This is a genomic window from Pantoea sp. B9002 (assembly GCF_013385945.1).
Lineage (GTDB): Bacteria > Pseudomonadota > Gammaproteobacteria > Enterobacterales > Enterobacteriaceae > Pantoea.
The window spans coordinates 237408-253992 of sequence record NZ_JACAPA010000009.1 but is presented as its reverse complement, the minus strand read 5'-3'; the positions used below and the strand labels follow the sequence as shown (position 1 = coordinate 253992).

The 16585-nt window shown below is 59.4% G+C and carries 15 protein-coding genes; 9 read left to right on the top strand and 6 right to left on the bottom strand.

Annotated features, from left to right (window positions below; translation table 11 throughout):
• Positions 1-17 precede the first annotated feature (17 nt).
• The gene (gene ybiB, locus HX773_RS06905) at positions 18-986 is read left to right on the top strand and encodes a DNA-binding protein YbiB (protein ID WP_176970951.1); all 969 of its coding nucleotides are present in this window, start codon (positions 18-20) and stop codon (positions 984-986) included.
• Positions 987-1148: 162 nt separating this feature from the next.
• On the opposite strand, the gene HX773_RS06900 is transcribed toward ybiB, so the two are convergent.
• The 3 genes from HX773_RS06900 to hutH (HX773_RS06890) all read right to left on the bottom strand — a co-directional run bounded on the left by HX773_RS06900 (position 1149) and on the right by hutH (HX773_RS06890) (position 5753).
• Positions 1149-2306 carry a M20 aminoacylase family protein gene (locus tag HX773_RS06900; RefSeq protein WP_176970950.1) on the bottom strand — a complete coding sequence of 386 codons (1158 nt, stop codon included), beginning with the start codon at positions 2304-2306 and terminating at the stop codon, positions 1149-1151.
• A 197-nt stretch (positions 2307-2503) separates the two neighbouring features.
• Complete coding sequence (gene hutU, locus HX773_RS06895) at positions 2504-4189, bottom strand: urocanate hydratase (RefSeq protein ID WP_176970949.1); 1686 nt, start codon at positions 4187-4189, stop codon at positions 2504-2506.
• A gap of 10 nt (positions 4190-4199) precedes the next feature.
• Entirely contained in the window at positions 4200-5753 is a 1554-nt protein-coding gene (gene hutH, locus HX773_RS06890; RefSeq protein ID WP_176970948.1) for a histidine ammonia-lyase, read from the bottom strand.
• Between the two features lie 319 nt (positions 5754-6072).
• On the opposite strand from hutH (HX773_RS06890), the gene hutC reads away from it, so the two are divergent.
• Positions 6073-6828, top strand: coding sequence for a histidine utilization repressor (hutC, locus tag HX773_RS06885; protein WP_008102577.1), 756 nt, complete (start codon positions 6073-6075; stop codon positions 6826-6828).
• Here the strand turns inward: hutC and HX773_RS06880 are convergent.
• The gene (locus HX773_RS06880) at positions 6812-7351 is read right to left on the bottom strand and encodes a HutD family protein (protein ID WP_176970947.1); all 540 of its coding nucleotides are present in this window, start codon (positions 7349-7351) and stop codon (positions 6812-6814) included. The genes hutC and HX773_RS06880 overlap by 17 nt on opposite strands.
• Positions 7348-8703, bottom strand: a complete 1356-nt coding sequence (locus tag HX773_RS06875; protein WP_176970946.1) for a formimidoylglutamate deiminase — start codon at positions 8701-8703, stop codon at positions 7348-7350. Before HX773_RS06875 ends, HX773_RS06880 begins: the two co-directional genes overlap by 4 nt.
• Positions 8704-8788: 85 nt before the next feature.
• On the opposite strand from HX773_RS06875, the gene hutI reads away from it, so the two are divergent.
• From hutI to hutH (HX773_RS06840), 7 genes are all read left to right on the top strand, one after another.
• Positions 8789-10006 carry an imidazolonepropionase gene (gene hutI / locus HX773_RS06870; protein WP_176970945.1) on the top strand — a complete coding sequence of 406 codons (1218 nt, stop codon included), beginning with the start codon at positions 8789-8791 and terminating at the stop codon, positions 10004-10006.
• On the top strand, positions 10003-10794 hold the full coding sequence (gene hutG, locus HX773_RS06865; protein WP_176970944.1) for an N-formylglutamate deformylase: 792 nt from the start codon (positions 10003-10005) through the stop codon (positions 10792-10794). The genes hutI and hutG overlap by 4 nt, the downstream gene beginning before the upstream one ends.
• A 392-nt stretch (positions 10795-11186) precedes the next feature.
• Positions 11187-12038 (top strand): transporter substrate-binding domain-containing protein, encoded by an 852-nt coding sequence (locus HX773_RS06860; RefSeq protein ID WP_176970943.1) that lies wholly within the window; start codon positions 11187-11189, stop codon positions 12036-12038.
• 12 nt (positions 12039-12050) lie between these two features.
• Positions 12051-12770 carry an ABC transporter permease gene (locus HX773_RS06855; RefSeq protein WP_176970942.1) on the top strand — a complete coding sequence of 240 codons (720 nt, stop codon included), beginning with the start codon at positions 12051-12053 and terminating at the stop codon, positions 12768-12770.
• Positions 12771-12781: 11 nt separating this feature from the next.
• Positions 12782-13510, top strand: coding sequence for an ABC transporter permease (locus HX773_RS06850; RefSeq protein WP_176970941.1), 729 nt, complete (start codon positions 12782-12784; stop codon positions 13508-13510).
• A gap of 1 nt (position 13511) precedes the next feature.
• Positions 13512-14306, top strand: coding sequence for an ABC transporter ATP-binding protein (locus HX773_RS06845; protein WP_176970940.1), 795 nt, complete (start codon positions 13512-13514; stop codon positions 14304-14306).
• Positions 14303-15790 carry a histidine ammonia-lyase gene (hutH, locus tag HX773_RS06840; RefSeq protein ID WP_176970939.1) on the top strand — a complete coding sequence of 496 codons (1488 nt, stop codon included), beginning with the start codon at positions 14303-14305 and terminating at the stop codon, positions 15788-15790. Before HX773_RS06845 ends, hutH (HX773_RS06840) begins: the two co-directional genes overlap by 4 nt.
• A 108-nt stretch (positions 15791-15898) precedes the next feature.
• Here hutH (HX773_RS06840) and HX773_RS06835 read toward each other — a convergent pair whose 3' ends face one another.
• A complete protein-coding gene (locus tag HX773_RS06835) occupies positions 15899-16531 on the bottom strand; it encodes a flavin reductase family protein (protein WP_176970938.1) in 633 nt (210 codons plus the stop codon).
• Between the last annotated feature and the right edge of the window lie 54 nt (positions 16532-16585).

Below are 16585 nucleotides of genomic sequence, written 5' to 3'. Positions count from 1 at the left end.
GGAAGCGGGAATGCCTGATGGAACTGAATAAAATCATTAAAGAGATTGGGCGCGGTAAAAATCACGCGCGCGATATCGATTTCGCCACCGCGCAGGCGCTCTACAGCGCAATGCTGGCCGGTGACGTGCCGGAGCTGGAGCTGGGTGGCGTGCTGATTGCGCTGCGCATCAAGGGCGAAGGCGAAGAGGAGATGCGCGGTTTTTACCACGCGATGCAGCAGCAGATGATGCAGTTGCAGGCACCGGCTCATCGTCCGATGCCGATTGTCATTCCCAGCTACAACGGCGCGCGTCGTCAGGGCAATCTGACGCCGCTGCTGGCGCTGCTGCTGGTGAAACTGGGCTTTCCGGTGTTGCTGCACGGCGTTAGCGACGATCCCACGCGCATCACCACCGAAGCGGTGCTGGCGGCGCTGGACATCGCGCCCGTAACGTCCGCCGCACAGGCGCAGGCGAAACTGGATAACGGCGAGCTGGCGTTTATCACCATCGACCATCTGTGTGCGCCGATGGCGCAACAGCTGTCGCTGCGCTGGCGCATGGGCGTGCGTAACAGCGCGCATACGCTAGCGAAACTGGCGACGCCGTTTGCCGAACGCGCCGCGCTGCGCCTGGCCAGCGTCTCGCATCCGGAATATGTGCCGCGCGTGGGGAAATTCTTCCAGGATATCGATGCACCGGCGATTCTGCTGAACGGCACCGAAGGCGAGGTGTATGCCAATCCGCAGCGCTGCCCGGCGATTAACTACATTCGCGGCGCGGGTGCAGAAGCGGAAGTGTGGGTTGAACGCCAGCCGGAAGTGAGTGTGGAACTGCCGGAAAGCAAAAGCGCGCAGGACACCGCCGCGTGGATCAATCAGGTGTTAGCCGGGGAACGCGCGGTGCCGCAGGCGCTGCGTTTGCAGCTGGCGTGTTGTTTGGTTGCGACCAATGAATCCGCCAGCCTGGCGGATGCAGATGCGCGGTTACAGTTGGCTGGAATGTGAAGAATAAAGCCATTGAATGAGCGCCTTATTTACAACGCGCACAATCTGTAGCGGCGCGATTAATCGCGCTTTTCAATGGCGGCAATATGCCCATCCAAATATTGCGCAATAAATTGCGCCGCTACGGCACGAGCCAGCATCCGCCCTTCATGGCGACCGCTATCACGCTTTCGCCAGCACGCTCTCCACCAACCGCTGCCAGAAGCTAATACCGATCGGCAGCAGCTCATCATTAAAATCATAATGGGCGTTATGCAGCGGTGCGGATGGCGTCGCGCCATCGGCACCCAGCCAGAAATAGGCGCCGGGGCAGGCTTGCATCATGCAGGCAAAATCTTCCGAAGCCATTGAAGGGTTCACTTGCCAGTGAACCTGCGCCTCGCCGAGCAGATCAACCGCGACCGCACGCACCTGTTCGGCTTGCTCCGCATGGTTGGCGGTGACCGGATAACCGGGATACCAGTGAATCTCGCCGCTGACGCCAAACGGGCGCGGCAACGTTGTGACAAAATCCTCAATCAGACCGCGCACGCGATTGCGCACGTCGGTCTGCAAACATCGCACCGTGCCGCGCAACACAATCTGCTCAGGAATGACGTTAATCGCTTCGCCGCCGTGAATCTGCGTCACGCTCACCACCGCCGAAGCCAGTGGCGACAGACGACGCGACGGAATGGTTTGCAGCGCCAGAATCAGCTCGGCGGCGACCACCATTGGATCGGCTCCGCTTTCCGGCATCGCCGCATGGCAGCTTTTACCGTGCAGCGTAATTTCGAACGAGTCGAGTGACGCCATCATCGCATCCGGGTTCACCGCCAGCGTGCCCACCGGCATGCCCGGCCAGTTGTGCATGGCGTAAACCGCATCCATCGGGAAGCGCTGGAACAGGCCTTCTTCCACCATTTTGCGCGCGCCACCCAGATTCTCTTCGGCGGGCTGGAAGATGAAGTGAATGGTGCCGCTGAAGTTACGCGTAGCCGCCAGCTGACAAGCCGCCGCCAGCAAAATCGAAGTGTGACCATCGTGACCGCAGGCGTGCATGACGCCGGCTGTTTGCGACTTCCACTGCGGCGCGCCTTTTTCGGTAATCGGCAGCGCATCCATATCGGCGCGCAGACCAATAACCGGGCCGGGACCGTTCTCTAAGGTGCCGATTACACCGGTGCCAGCTAAGCCACGAAACACCTGTAATCCGGCCTCGGTGAGGACCTGTGCGACGAGCTCGCTGGTCTGCTGCTCCTGGTAACCCAGTTCAGGATGTTGGTGTAACTGACGACGCCAGTTGAGGGCGTTTTCCAGCAGTGCAGCAGGCAGGCTCATAAAGTAAGGCTCTCCATTAGCAGCGTGAGCTGCAAAATAATGTATTTACTGTAGTGGCAAGCGCATGGCGGCGTCTATCGCGGAACGGAATAATTTGGCTATAGGGTATAGCGGAATGGAATATGCGGGTTTTAATAAAAGAGGTCGCCATGAATGGCGACCCTACAACGATAGTGCGCGGTTTTCGCGCACCTGGTTTATTTCTGCATCGGCAGGTTGAGACCGTGCTCCTGCGCGCAGCTTTGCGCTAATTCGTAACCCGCATCCGCGTGACGCATTACGCCGGTGGCCGGATCGTTCCACAGCACGCGACCCAGACGCGCATCGGCTTCTTTGCTGCCGTCACACACAATTACCACGCCGGAGTGCTGCGAGAAGCCCATGCCGACGCCGCCGCCATGATGCAGGCTGACCCAGGTCGCGCCGCCGGCGGTGTTCAGCAGGGCATTCAGCAGCGGCCAATCCGATACCGCATCCGAACCGTCTTTCATCGCTTCGGTTTCACGGTTCGGTGACGCCACGGAACCGCAATCCAGATGGTCACGACCAATAACGATCGGCGCTTTCAGCTCGCCGTTACGCACCATTTCGTTGAACGCCAGCGCCGCTTTGTGACGCTCGCCGAGCCCCAGCCAGCAGATACGCGCCGGTAAGCCCTGGAAGGCGATGCGCTCCTGCGCCATGTCGAGCCAGCGGTGCAGATTCTGGTGATCCGGGAACAGTTCTTTCAGCTTGGCATCGGTTTTGTAGATATCTTCCGGATCGCCTGACAGCGCCACCCAGCGGAACGGGCCTTTGCCTTCGCAGAACAGCGGACGAATATAGGCCGGCACAAAGCCAGGGAAATCGAAGGCATTTTTCACGCCCTCATCCAGCGCCACCTGACGGATATTGTTGCCGTAATCCACGGTCGGGACGCCCATGTGATGGAAGTCCAGCATCGCCTGCACATGTACCGCCATTGAGGCGCGCGCGGCTGTCTCCACCGCTTTCGGGTTGCTGACACGCTCGGCTTCCCAGCGCGCCACATCCCAACCGACCGGCAGATAACCGTTAATCGGATCGTGCGCCGAAGTCTGATCGGTGACGATATCCGGCTTCATGCCGCCCGCTTTGGCACGTTTCACCAGCTCCGGCACGATTTCAGCGGCGTTGCCCAGCAGGCCGACAGAAATGGCGCGCTTCTCTTTATTCGCCTGATCAATCAGCGCCAGTGCTTCGTCCAGCGTATAGGCTTTGTGATCGACGTAGCGAGTACGGATACGGAAATCGATACGTGATTCCTGGCACTCAATCGCCAGCACGCTGGCACCGGCCAACACGCCAGCCAGCGGTTGGGCGCCGCCCATGCCGCCCAAACCGGCGGTGAGGATCCAGCGGCCGCTGAGATCGCTGTCGTAATGCTGGCGACCCGCTTCGGCGAAGGTTTCAAAGGTGCCTTGCACGATGCCCTGCGCACCGATGTAGATCCACGAACCGGCGGTCATCTGGCCGTACATCATCAGGCCTTTTTTATCCAGCTCGTGGAAGTGATCCCAGTTGGCCCAGTGTGGCACCAGATTCGAGTTAGCCAGTAGCACGCGCGGCGCATCGGCATGGGTGCGGAACACGCCCACCGGTTTACCGGACTGGATCAGCAGCGTCTCTTCCGGCTGCAGGGCGCGCAGCGAACGCAGGATCTGCTCGAAGCACTCCCAGTTACGCGCGGCTTTACCGATGCCGCCGTACACCACCAGATCTTCCGGGCGCTCTGCCACGTCAGGATCGAGGTTGTTCTGGATCATGCGGTAAGCCGCTTCAATCAACCAGTTGGCGCAGTGCAATTCATTACCGCGCGGCGCACGGATTTCACGGGCTACAGCCTGAGTCAAAGTTTCGCTCATCATCGATTCCTTAATTAACAGTCTTACGCTTACTTGGCAGCAGCGCGGTAAGGGATTCAGGCCATGCAGGAGCGCTGGCCCACAGACGCATGGATTCGATATCCGGCGCCAGTAAACGGTCGTGATCGAGGAAGGCCACATTCTCGCGGATGCGGCTCATCTCCTGTTCCAGCGTCGGCGAGCTCTGCAGCGGACGATGGAAATCAATGCCTTGTGCGGCGGCCATCGCTTCAATGCCAACCACGGCGGCGGTGTTGAAGCACATGCTGCCGAGGCGGCGGGCCGCGTAGGTTGCCATCGAGACGTGATCTTCCTGATTAGCGGAGGTTGGCAGGCTGTCAACGCTGCCCGGATGCGCCAGCGATTTGTTCTCAGACGCCAGCGCTGCGGCAGTGACCTGCGCGATCATAAAGCCGGAGTTAACGCCGCCATCATTGACGAGGAACGGCGGTAAACCGGAAAGGCCGGTATCCAGCAGCAGCGCCAGACGACGCTCGGAGATCGCGCCGATTTCGGCAATCGCCAGCGCCAGAATATCGGCGGCGAAGGCCACCGGCTCGGCGTGGAAGTTGCCGCCGGAAATCACATCGCCGCTGTCGCTGAACACCAGCGGATTATCGGAGGCGGCGTTGGCTTCAATCTGCAACACGCGCGCGGCGTGCGTCAGATTATCAAGGCAGGCGCCCATCACTTGTGGCACGCAGCGAATCGAGTAGGGATCCTGCACCCGGCCGCAATTGGTGTGCGAGCCAAGTATTTCACTGCCGGATAATAAAGAGGAGACGGCGGCGGCAACGTTGATCTGTCCCACCTGGCCGCGCGCTTCGTGAATACGCGCATCGTAAGGTTTCACCGAGCCTTTGATCGCTTCCAGCGACAGCGCACCGGCCATCAGGCCCGCCGCGAACAGGTTTTCCGCTTCGAACAGTCCGCGCAGCGCCAGCGCATTCGAAACCTGCGTGCCGTTGAGCAGCGCCAAACCTTCTTTGGGGCCCAGCACAATCGGCTGCAGGCCAACGCGCGCTAAGCCTGCGGTTGCGGGGATTAATTCGCCATCGACGCGTACCTGACCTTCGCCCAGCAGCATCAGGGAAAGATGCGCCAGCGGGGCCAGATCGCCTGACGCGCCCACCGAACCTTTCTCCGGGATGCACGGCATCACGCCGGCGTTGAACAGCGCAAGCAGCGCTTCAATCAGTTCGATACGCACGCCAGAGTGACCGCGCGCCAGGCTGATAATTTTGGTGGCGACCACCAAGCGCGCCACGTTGTCCGGCAGCAAATCGCCGAGGCCAACGCTGTGCGACAGCACCAGATTGCGCTGCAGCTCGGCCAGCCGCGCCGAAGGGATCTGCGTCTGCGCCAGCTTGCCGAAACCGGTGTTGATGCCATACACCACTTTGCCGGATGCGACGATGGCATCGACGGTTTCATGGGCACGCGCAATCGCTGCTCGCGCTTCATCGGCCAACGTGAGCGTTACCTTGCTTTGATAGATGGTGCGCAAGGTAGCGAGGTCCACTTCACCGGGAACGAGGCGAATTTCCTGAACCGAACCTGACATAGTCTACTCCTGTCTATACAAGTGATCTGGCATGAATGGGACGCCGATATTTTGCGATGTGGCTGTCCGATTTGCCGTGGATTGCGATGAGTGAAGCATAAGTGTCTAATCTTGTCTATACAAGTAGCAAGCGCTATGCCAGATTGTTCTTGTTCTGTGAAATACGACGCAATGCGCGTTATGCGGTGTAACCTCAGCGTGATTGCACCGGATCAGGGCGAAAGCTGCACCAATGCTGGGCGTGTTGCACAATTAGATGTATATACATTTACGGGCTGAGACAGTAAACTTTGGGCATTACTCTTTAAAGGAACAGGAAATGGCGGAGCAAACAGCAGTAGCACAGCTGGCTGCGGCGATGGGCGATGAGCCTGCGCCGATTTACCAGCGGGTGAAGCAGGCGATCGTCAGCCAAATCCGCGAAGGTCACTGGAAAGCCAACCAGCGCGTGCCGTCTGAAAGTGAACTGGTGAACGAGCTGGGCGTCAGTCGTATGACCATCAACCGCGCGTTGCGTGAACTCACCAGCGAAGGTTTTCTGGTGCGCATGCAGGGCGTGGGCACCTTTGTCGCTGAGATGAAGGGCTACACCGCGATGCTGGAAGTGCACAACATCGCCGATGAGATTGCGCAGCGCGGACATCGTCACAGCTGCAAGATTTTGTCGATTGGGCAGATGAAGGCCGATCCGGAACAGGCGGCGGTGCTGGGATTATCCACCGGGCAAACGCTGTTCCATTCGCTGATTGTGCATTACGAAAACGATCTGCCGGTGCAGCTGGAAGACCGTTTAGTCAATCCGCTGGTGGCACCGGATTACCTCAGTCAGGATTATCATCAGCTGACGCCGTACACCTATTTGATGCGCGTCGCGCCGTTGACTGCGGGTGAGCATATTGTGGAAGCGGTGCTGCCGGATCTGCGCCAGCGTAAGCATCTGGCGCTGGATGAACATGAGCCGTGCTTGCTGATTCGTCGTCAGACGTGGAGCGACAACAAGATTGTGACCTACGCGCGTCTGCTTTATCCGGGATCGCGCTATAAGTTGCTGGGGCGCTTTAGAGGACACGGCTAAGCGTGACAAATAACAGTCTGGCATCCGGCGTTTGCGGTGCCAGCTGTAGCTTTTCATCCAGCCACCAGATCCCCTGATCCACTTCCAGCGTCTCCCCAGCCGATGTTTGCCATGTTCCCGCCACCACCCACGCCACGCCGTTTTGACTGCTGACCGTTTCTTGCGCGATGCTCACCGCCGATCGCCAGCTGTCGCGCCGCGTCATGATATTGAAATCCTGACAGCTGCCAGAAATTTTAGCTTCAATCGCCCATTCACCGGGAAACGCCCACGGCTGCAGCGGGGTTAAGCGCTGCTGAGCCTGTTCACTCTGCAGTAAAACGCTGTCGCCGTGCAGCAGGGTAATCACGCGATCGATGCCGGGAAAAGGCGAAAACGGCCCGTCGGCGGAGATGGTAGCGATGCTGGCGCGCCAGGCAAACTGCGCGTCGCCCGGCGGATAGCTGACGATTTCTCGTGTTTCACCGCCGCCGTTGCGCCAGCGACTGACCGGAAGCTGGTCATAGGCAAAACGGGTTCTCATTGCAATGCCCTCATCGCCTCGGCAAAGTGGGTCGCGGCGTGCTCTTCTGCCGCATGATGGCCTTCGCTGATCACCTGCTTGCCCGCCACGAACACGTCGCGGATCTGTTCACGCTGGCCGCCAAACAACCAGCGGTTTAACAGCGAAGCGCTGCTGACGCTGCTGAGGAACGCATCTTCTGCCAGCACCAGCCAGTCGCCACGTTTGCCAATTGCCAACTCAGCCGTCCGCAAACCACACGCCTGCGCGCCGCCTTGCGCCGCTTGTTGCCACAGCAGATCGCCCACCGAAGGTTGATTGGGCAAGGTAATGCGGTTGCGACGACGATCGCGCAGTCGCTGGCCGTACTCCAGCCAGCGCAGCTCTTCCAGCGCGCTGAGCGATACGTGGCTATCGGAGCCAATGCCCCAGCGGCCGCCGCGCGCGATGTAATCTACCGCCGGGAAAATGCCGTCGCCGAGGTTGGCTTCCGTGGTCGGACACAAGCCTGCCACCGCGCCGCTCGCCGCCATGCGCTGAATTTCGTCGTCATCAAGGTGGGTGGCGTGAATCAAACACCAGCGCTGATCGACCCTGAAGCGATTGAGTAGCCACGCCACCGGACGCTCGCCGCTCCATGCCAGGCTGTCGTTAACCTCTTTCTCCTGCTCGGCGACGTGAATGTGCACCGGCACATCCTGCGGGCAGGCGGCTAAAACCTCGTGCATCTGCGTTTCATTGACCGCGCGCAGCGAATGGAAGCAGATGCCATGATTAAGCAGCGGCTTATCCGCGCTCCAGCTCGCTACGCGCTGCTGCTGTTGCAGGTAGGCGTCAGTTTGCTGAATGAAACGACGCTGACCGTCGCTGGCCGGCTGCGAACCAAAACCGCTGTAGCTGTAGAGCACCGGCAGCAAGGTTTGACCGATGCCCGCGGTCTCCGCCGCCGCCATCAGCGCCAGCTGCATGGCATCATCGGCGTAGGGTCTGCCGTGCGCATCGTGGTGCAAATAGTGGAATTCCGCCACCTGGCTGTAGCCGCCTTTCAGCATGTCGATATAAAGATGTGTGGCGATAGCGCCAACCTGCTCGGGCGACAGGCGCTGCACCATGCGATACATCAGATCGCGCCATGTCCAGAAGCTGTCCTGCGGATCGCCCGCCACTTCAGCCAATCCCGCCATCGCGCGCTGGAAGGCGTGTGAATGCAGATTCGCCATCGCCGGAATCACCGGTCCGGCAAGACGCGCGGCCGTGCCGGGATCGCTGTTGGGCGCGAGTTGTGTGATCTGTCCGGCTGCGTTGGTGGTAATCAGCACGCGCTCATGCCAGCCGTCGGCCAGCAGTGCGCGTGGGGCAAAATAGGTTGTCATGGTTGATCCTGCATGGCGGAAAGTTGTATATACATATACATACTTTGAAGCGCAGTGTAAATCGCCGAACGCGAAGGGGAGTGGGATGGCAGAAACAGAGCAGATCGACAGCCTGTGGCTGGGGGCCGACATCGTTACGATGCGTGACGGGCACTACAATCTGATTGCCGACGGCGCGCTGGCGGTCGATCAGGGAAAACTGATTTGGGTGGGGCCGCGCAGCGAATGCCCGGCTTTTGCCGCGCGTGAACAGCGCGAATTTTCCGGCGGCATCATCACGCCCGGTTTGGTGGATTGTCATACGCATCTGGTGTTTGGCGGCGATCGCAGTCAGGAGTTTGAGCAGCGTCTGAACGGTGTGAGCTATGCAGAAATCGCTGCGCAGGGCGGCGGTATTCTCTCCACGGTGCGCGCCACCCGCGCGGCCTCGCAGCAAGAGCTGGTGGCGAGCGCGCGCTGGCGGCTGGATCGCCTGCTGGCGGAAGGCGTCACCACGGTGGAGATCAAATCCGGTTACGGCCTTGATGAAGCCAGCGAGCTGACTATGTTGCGCGCCATTCGTGAGCTGGCGGAATCGGTGCCCGCCGATGTGCAGGCCACTTGCTTAGCCGCGCACGGTTTCCCGCCAGAGTTTAAAGACAATCCGCAAGGCTGGATCGATATCATCTGCCAGCGCCTGCTGCCGCAGGTGAAAGCCGAAGGTTTGGCGGATGCGGTCGATGCGTTTTGCGAGCATTTGGCCTTTTCTCCTGAGCAAGTTCGCACGGTATTTGATGCAGCCAAAGCATTGGGCATGCCGGTGAAACTGCACGCCGAGCAGCTTTCGGCGCTGGGCGGCGCGGCGCTGGCGGCAAGTTACGGGGCGCTTTCCGCCGATCATCTGGAGTACGCCACCGCAGCGGACGCGCAAGCGATGGCGCAGCACGACACCGTTGCAGTGTTGCTGCCGGGCGCGTTTTATCTGTTGCGTGAAACCCAGCGTCCGCCGGTAGCGCTGTTCCGTGAACACGGCGTACCGATGGCGCTGGCCAGCGATGCCAATCCGGGCACCTCACCGGCGCTTTCGCTGCGTCTGATGCTGAACATGGGCTGCACGCTGTTTGGTTTGACGCCGGAAGAGGCGCTAGCGGGCGTAACCTTATGGGGAGCCAAAGCGCTGGGATTACAGCACTCGCACGGTTCGCTGGAAGCGGGCAAAGTCGCAAATTTTGTTCACTGGCCGCTGTCGCGTCCGGCTGAGCTGGTTTACTGGCTGGGCGGCGAATTGCCGTGCCAGGTTATTTATCGTGGAGAAGCGCAATGACACCTTTTCATTTCACCGCCGGTAAGATTCCGCTGCTGGTCAGCATTCCGCACGCTGGCACGCAGTTAACGCCGGAAGTGGACGCCGGCCTGAGCGACGCGGCGCGCGGCCTGCCGGATACTGATTGGCACTTGCCGCTGCTGTACGATTTTGTGCGCGATCTCGGTGCCAGCGTGTTAATCGGTCACTATTCGCGTTTTGTTATCGATCTCAATCGCCCGGCGGATAATCAGCCGCTCTACACCACGGCGACCACCGGCTTGTACCCGGAAACCTTGTTCGACGGCAGCCCAACCTTTGCAGCCGGTAAAACGCCGAGTGCCGAGGTGCGGCAGGGTTATCTGGACACGATTTGGCAGCCTTATCATCAGCAACTGCAACAGGAGCTGGCGCGTCTGAAAGCTGAACATGGCTACGCCTTGCTGTTTGATGCGCACTCAATCGCCTCGGTGATCCCGCGCCTGTTTGAGGGGCGTTTGCCGGATCTCAACATCGGGACCAATGATGGCGCCAGCTGTTCAACGGCGGTGATCGAGGCGATTAAACAGGTGTGTGATGCGCAAAACGATTACAGCTGGATCGCGAATGGACGCTTTAAAGGCGGCTATATCACCCGCGCCTACGGCCAGCCGGATCAAGGCGTGCAGGCGGTGCAGCTGGAGCTGGCGCAGCTCAATTATATGGATGAAACTCCGCCGTTTGCCTGGCAGCAGGATCGCGCTGCGCAGCTGCAGAAGGTGCTGAAACCGCTGATGCAGGCGTTTTTAGAAGCGGGTAAACCTAACTAAATCCCCGCACATGTTCGTAGCGGCGCAATTTATTGCGCGTTATTCGGATTGGCAATGTGGCCGCCATTAATATGCGCGATTAATCGCGCCGCTACGATTCTTGAACTTGCACCACCACAATGCACACCTTGCCTCCTCGCAGTGCAACATTACGTCCATCGCGTGACCATCTCCCTGATTTTGCGGCTTCGCCGATTTGGCATAGTGCTTGCTAGGTTGTATGTACAAGTAAAGACCACGCAGCGATTATTAATTTTTATACTGGCTGGCTCACAAAAAGCTTATGCCGACAATGATCTGCCGCACGCTAACTTGTATATACATGAAAGGTCATCTGCAAATATTGCATAAGCAGAGACTGCCAAACTCGATTAATAGCCAGGAGAAGCCGCATGACGCACCGCGCCCCGATTCGCCGTTTTTGCCTCACGACCCTGTTTGCCAGCCTGATGATCAGCGGCATTGCCGTGCAGGCGAAAGAGTGGAAATCGATCACCATCGCTACCGAAGGCAGCTATGAACCCTGGAACCTGACGCTGCCGGGCGGCAAGTTAGGTGGCTTTGAACCGGAACTGATGGAGGATCTGTGCAAGCGCATGGCGATCCAGTGCAAGCTGGTGGTGCAGAACTGGGACGGCATGATTGCGGGCCTGAACGCCGGTAAATATGACGTGATCATGGATGCGATTGTCATCACGCCAGATCGTAAAAAAGTGGTCAACTTCACCACGCCATACGCCTCCACGCCCGCCACTTTCATCACCACCAAAGATAGCCCGCTGCTGCCCGCCGATCACAACATCATCAAGCTGCATGATGATGAGAAAGCGATCAACGCGGCGATTGCCCCACTGAAAGCGGCGCTGAAGGGTAAAACCATTGGTATCGCCTCCGGCACGGTCTATACGCCGTTTATCGATAAATACTTCAAAGGCGATGCCGACGTACGCGAATACACCTCTTCGGCAGATGCGATGCTCGATCTGCAATCCGGTCGTATCGACGCGGTGTTTGATGACGTGACTTTCGCCCAATCAATGCTGGCGCGAAAAGGAAACGACAACCTGACATTCAGCGGCCCTCAGCTCGGCGGCCCAATCTGGGGCGAGGGTGAAGCGATGGGCGTGCGCATGGCGGATAACGATTTGAAAGCCAAGCTGGATGAGGCGATCCATGCCGCGCTGGCTGACGGCACGGTGAAAAAGCTCAGTGAGAAGTGGTTTAAAACTGACGTAACCCCGTAAGTGAGGTGAAAGATGATGAGCCTGCTGAGTTTTGCTGATGATGGCTGGGGCCGCCTGATTCTGAGTGCCGCCTTCACCACGTTGCTGCTGTCGCTGGTGGCGCTGATGATTGGTGCGGTGGTCGGTTCCGGTGTGGCGGCGGCCAAGTTATCGCCGCAACGCTGGCTGCGCTGGTTGGGTGAAGCCTATTCCACAGTGTTTCGTGGCATCCCGGAACTGCTGGTGATCTACCTGTTCTATTTCGGTGGATCCGGCCTGATTACGCTGGTTGGGCAGATGTTCGGCGCGGATGGCTTTATCGAGGCGCCGCCCTTCCTGATTGGGGCGCTGGCCATCGGGCTCATCTCCGGATCCTATCAAGGTGAAGTGTATCGCGCCGCGCGTCTGGCTCTATCCAAAGGCGAAGTCGAAGCGGCGGTGGCGATTGGCATGCCGCGCTGGCGCATCGCGCAACGCATTCTGCTGCCGCAGGTGGTGCGTTATGCGCTGCCGGGCATGTCGAATGTGTGGCAGATGAGCCTGAAAGATTCGGCGCTGGTGTCGGTGACCGGCATTGTCGAGCTGATGCGCGCCAGCCAGGTTGCAGCCGGATCCACGCGCGATTACTTCACGTTCTATCTGATTGGCGGTGCTTGCTATCTGGTGCTGACACTGCTGTCTAATTATGCGTTTCGCCGGGCAGAGTCGCGCCTTGGTCGTGCGTGGCAAAGTCGCACTGCGGCACAGCATTAAGGAGCAGCAGCATGATCGACTTCGCCTTTCTCACCGATACCTTTCTTAAGCTGAGCGCCGCCTTGCCGGTGACGCTGGGCTTGTTTATCAGCGCCTTTCTGTGCGGCGGCATTCTGGCGATTGGCATTTTGTCACTGCGCATGAGCCGCTGGCGCGTGCTGAGTGGTTTTGCGCGCGGCTACATATTGGTGTTTCGCGGTTCGCCGCTGATGATTCAGCTGTTTCTCATTTATTACGGACTCGGGCAGTTCGGCGTGATCCGCCACAGCTTCGTCTGGCCGTTCCTGCGCGAGCCGTTTATCTGCGCGGTGCTGGCGCTGTCACTTTGTACTGCCGCTTACACCGCCGAGATTTTGCGCGGGGCGCTGCTCGCCGTGCCGGCCGGACAAGTGGAAGCCGGTCTCGCTTGCGGCATGTCGCGCTGGCTGCTGCTGCGCCGCATTATCGCGCCGATCATGCTGCGCTATGCGCTGCCGGCGTACTCCACCGAAGCGATTTTGCTGGTGAAATCTACCGCGCTCGCCAGTCTCGTGACCGTGTGGGACGTGACCGGCGTGGCGCAGCAGATCATTCAGCGTACCTATCGCACCATGGAAGTGTTTGTCTGTGCGGCGGCGATCTACCTGATTCTCAACTTTATTATCGTCCAGCTGTACGCGTTGTTGGAGCGCCGTCTGAGTGCGCAACATCGTGTCGCAAAAAAGCCGATGCCCGCCGTTAAACCGCTTGCCGGAGAGTAATATGCATTCCACATCACCCGTTACCTTATCCGCCACCGATATCCATAAATCCTTTGGCGCGATGGACGTTCTGAAAGGCATTTCGCTGCAGGCGCATCAAGGCGATGTCATCTCGATTCTTGGCGCCAGCGGCTCGGGCAAAAGTACCTTGTTGCGCTGCATCAACCTGCTGGAAACGCCAGATGCTGGCGTGGTGAGCGTCGGCGGCGAAACCATTGAGATGAAACGCCATGCGCGCGGCCATCAGCTGGCGGCCAATCCGAAACAGATTGAGCGCTTGCGTTCACGGCTTGGCATGGTGTTCCAGAGCTTTAATCTGTGGTCACACATGACGGTGCTGCAAAACGTCATTGAAGGGCCGCACTATGTGCTGAAGCGCGACAAGAAAAGCTGCATCGCTCAGGCGGAGCAACTGCTGGATCGCGTTGGCTTACTGAATCGCAAAGATTTCTACCCGGCGCAGCTGTCGGGCGGCCAGCAGCAGCGCGTGGCGATTGCTCGCGCGCTGGCGATGGATCCGGAAGTGATGTTGTTCGATGAACCGACTTCGGCGCTCGATCCGGAACTGGTGGGCGAAGTGCTGAAAGTGATGCGCAGCCTGGCGGAAGAGGGGCGCACCATGCTGGTGGTGACACATGAAATGGGCTTTGCGCGTAATGTTTCCAACCGCGTGGTGTTTATGCATCAGGGCACCATCGATTGTCAGGGCGCGCCGGAAGAGATGTTTGGCGAGCAGGGATCGCAGCGCTTTAAGCAGTTTATCTCCAGCCATCACGGCGCGGAGCAGCCAGCATGACCATCGTGTGGGGCGACAGCCCATTAACCTGGCAAGAGTTGGTGCAGGTGGCGCGGCACGACGCAGAACTGAGTTTGAGCGTCAGCGCCTGGCAGCGCATTGCGCAGGGGCGCGCGATTGTCGATGAGATTGTCGCCAGCGGCCAAATCGCTTACGGCATCAATACCGGCCTCGGCGCGCTGTGCAATATCACGCTGCCGGAAGATCAGCTCAGCCAGCTGTCGCGCAATACGCTGCTGAGTCACGCCTGTGGCGTGGGTCCGCTGCTGACGCGCGAGCAGGCGCGCGCCATTCTGTGTGCGGCGATTGCCAATTACAGCCACGGCAAATCGGGCGTGTCGGTGGCGCTGGTGCAGCATCTGCTGGCGCTACTCAACCAGCAGATTACGCCGCAGGTGCCGTCGCAGGGTTCGGTCGGCTACCTCAGCCATATGGCGCATATCGGGCTGGCGCTGATTGGTGTCGGCGAGGTGGAGTATCAAAACCAGATCATGCCTGCGGCGCAGGCGTTAACGCTGGCAGGATTACAGCCTTATCGTCCGGGTGCCAAAGAGGGTTTGAGCCTGGTCAACGGCACGCCGTGCATGACCGGTTTGTCCTGCCTGGCGCTGGATGATGCGGCGCATTTGCTGGATTGGGCCGATGTTACCGGCGCGATGAGTTTTGAGGCGCTGCGCGGACAGCTGGTGGCCTTTGATGCCGAAGTGATTGCGCTGAAAGCCAGTCCGGGCATGCAGGTAAGCGGTCAGCGCTTACGCGCACTGCTGAGTGATAGCCCGCTGCTGGCGGCCAGCGTCGGCATTCGTACCCAGGATGCGCTCAGTCTGCGCTCCATGCCGCAGGTACACGGTGCCAGCCGCGATCAGTTCGATCACGCGGCGCGCCAGATTGAAACCGAACTCAATGCCTGCACCGATAATCCGCTGGTGCTCGGCACGGCGGATAACTGGCGCGTGGTGTCGCAGGCTAATCCGCACGGCGAATCGGTGGCGATGGCGGCGGATCTGCTGGCGATTGCCATGGCGGAAGTCGGCAGCATCGCCGAGCGGCGGCTCGATCGTTTAGTCAATCCGCTGGTGAGCGGCTTACCGGCGTTTCTGGTGGCGCAGCCGGGCGTTAACTCCGGCATGATGATTGCGCAGTATGTGGCGGCGTCACTCTGTGCGGAGAATCGTCAGCTGGCGCAGCCGGCGGTGCTGGATAACTATGTGACGTCGGGTTTGCAGGAGGATCATCTCTGCCTCGGTACCGGCGCGGCGCTGAAGCTGCTGAAGCTGCTGGGCAACGTGTGGCAGATTCTGGCGATTGAGTATCTGCTGGCGGCGCAGGCGCTGGATTTCCACGGCGAAGATCAGCTGGCGCAAGGAACGGCGCAGGCATTGCGTCGCCTGCGCGCGGTGGTTGCCAACTGGCAGGAAGACCGCTGGCTGGCGCCGGAGATTGCGCGTGCGGTACAGGTGTTGAAAAATCATCATCCGCGCTGAAAAAGCGCACGATCCGTAGCGGCGCGATTTATCGCGCACATTAATGGCAGCTCCGTGCCCATCCAGACATTGCGCAATAAATTGCGCCGCTACGAAATGTGTCAGGCATTACCTACGGCGGGCATCCGGCCGCACCAAATCGAAACGCAGTTCTTCGCTGATGCCGTAATAGGCCGACGGGCCACCGGCGCGCAGGATCGGCTGCGCTTTGGCGGTTTGATAAATACCTTCCTCCAGCAGTGATTCATCAATATGAATGGCGACCGCTTCGCCCAGCACCAGCCAGCTATCAATTGGGTTACCTTGCGCATCCTGCAACTGAATCAGCTGCGTCAATTTACACTCAAAATTCACCGGGCTTTCCGCCACCATGCTGACATTGACGTGTGATGCGGCAAGCGGCGTTAATCCCGCCAGCGCAAACTCATCCTGTTCAGACGGCACCGACGCGGAGCTCTCATTCATCGCCTCGGCCAGCGGACGCGTCGCCAGATTCCAGACAAACTCTTTGGTCTCCGAGATATTCTGCACGCTGTCTTTCCAGCCGCTGCTGGCAAAACCGATAATTGGCGGATGGTAATTGAAGCAGTTAAAGAAGCTGTAGGGCGCTAAATTGCGTACGCCGCTGGCGCTTTGCGAGCTGACCCAGCCAATGGGGCGTGGACCGACGATGGCATTCAGCGGATCGTGCGGCAAACCATGTCCAGCGCGGGGCTGATAAGAGTAACGCTGACGAGTCATAACTTTCCTTAAAGAGGAACCTGAGTGTGGTGCACTAATCTCATCTAATACGGT

Coding starts and splice junctions, on each gene's coding strand:
- HX773_RS06875 (WP_176970946.1), bottom strand. CDS start 8,703: ATGACAACCTATTTTGCCCCACGCGCACTGCTGGCCGACGGCTGGCAT.
- hutG (WP_176970944.1), top strand. CDS start 10,003: ATGACACCTTTTCATTTCACCGCCGGTAAGATTCCGCTGCTGGTCAGC.
- HX773_RS06900 (WP_176970950.1), bottom strand. CDS start 2,306: ATGAGCCTGCCTGCTGCACTGCTGGAAAACGCCCTCAACTGGCGTCGT.
- HX773_RS06850 (WP_176970941.1), top strand. CDS start 12,782: ATGATCGACTTCGCCTTTCTCACCGATACCTTTCTTAAGCTGAGCGCC.
- hutH (WP_176970948.1), bottom strand. CDS start 5,753: ATGTCAGGTTCGGTTCAGGAAATTCGCCTCGTTCCCGGTGAAGTGGAC.
- HX773_RS06855 (WP_176970942.1), top strand. CDS start 12,051: ATGATGAGCCTGCTGAGTTTTGCTGATGATGGCTGGGGCCGCCTGATT.
- ybiB (WP_176970951.1), top strand. CDS start 18: ATGGAACTGAATAAAATCATTAAAGAGATTGGGCGCGGTAAAAATCAC.
- hutH (WP_176970939.1), top strand. CDS start 14,303: ATGACCATCGTGTGGGGCGACAGCCCATTAACCTGGCAAGAGTTGGTG.
- HX773_RS06880 (WP_176970947.1), bottom strand. CDS start 7,351: ATGAGAACCCGTTTTGCCTATGACCAGCTTCCGGTCAGTCGCTGGCGC.
- hutI (WP_176970945.1), top strand. CDS start 8,789: ATGGCAGAAACAGAGCAGATCGACAGCCTGTGGCTGGGGGCCGACATC.
- hutC (WP_008102577.1), top strand. CDS start 6,073: ATGGCGGAGCAAACAGCAGTAGCACAGCTGGCTGCGGCGATGGGCGAT.
- hutU (WP_176970949.1), bottom strand. CDS start 4,189: ATGAGCGAAACTTTGACTCAGGCTGTAGCCCGTGAAATCCGTGCGCCG.
- HX773_RS06845 (WP_176970940.1), top strand. CDS start 13,512: ATGCATTCCACATCACCCGTTACCTTATCCGCCACCGATATCCATAAA.
- HX773_RS06835 (WP_176970938.1), bottom strand. CDS start 16,531: ATGACTCGTCAGCGTTACTCTTATCAGCCCCGCGCTGGACATGGTTTG.
- HX773_RS06860 (WP_176970943.1), top strand. CDS start 11,187: ATGACGCACCGCGCCCCGATTCGCCGTTTTTGCCTCACGACCCTGTTT.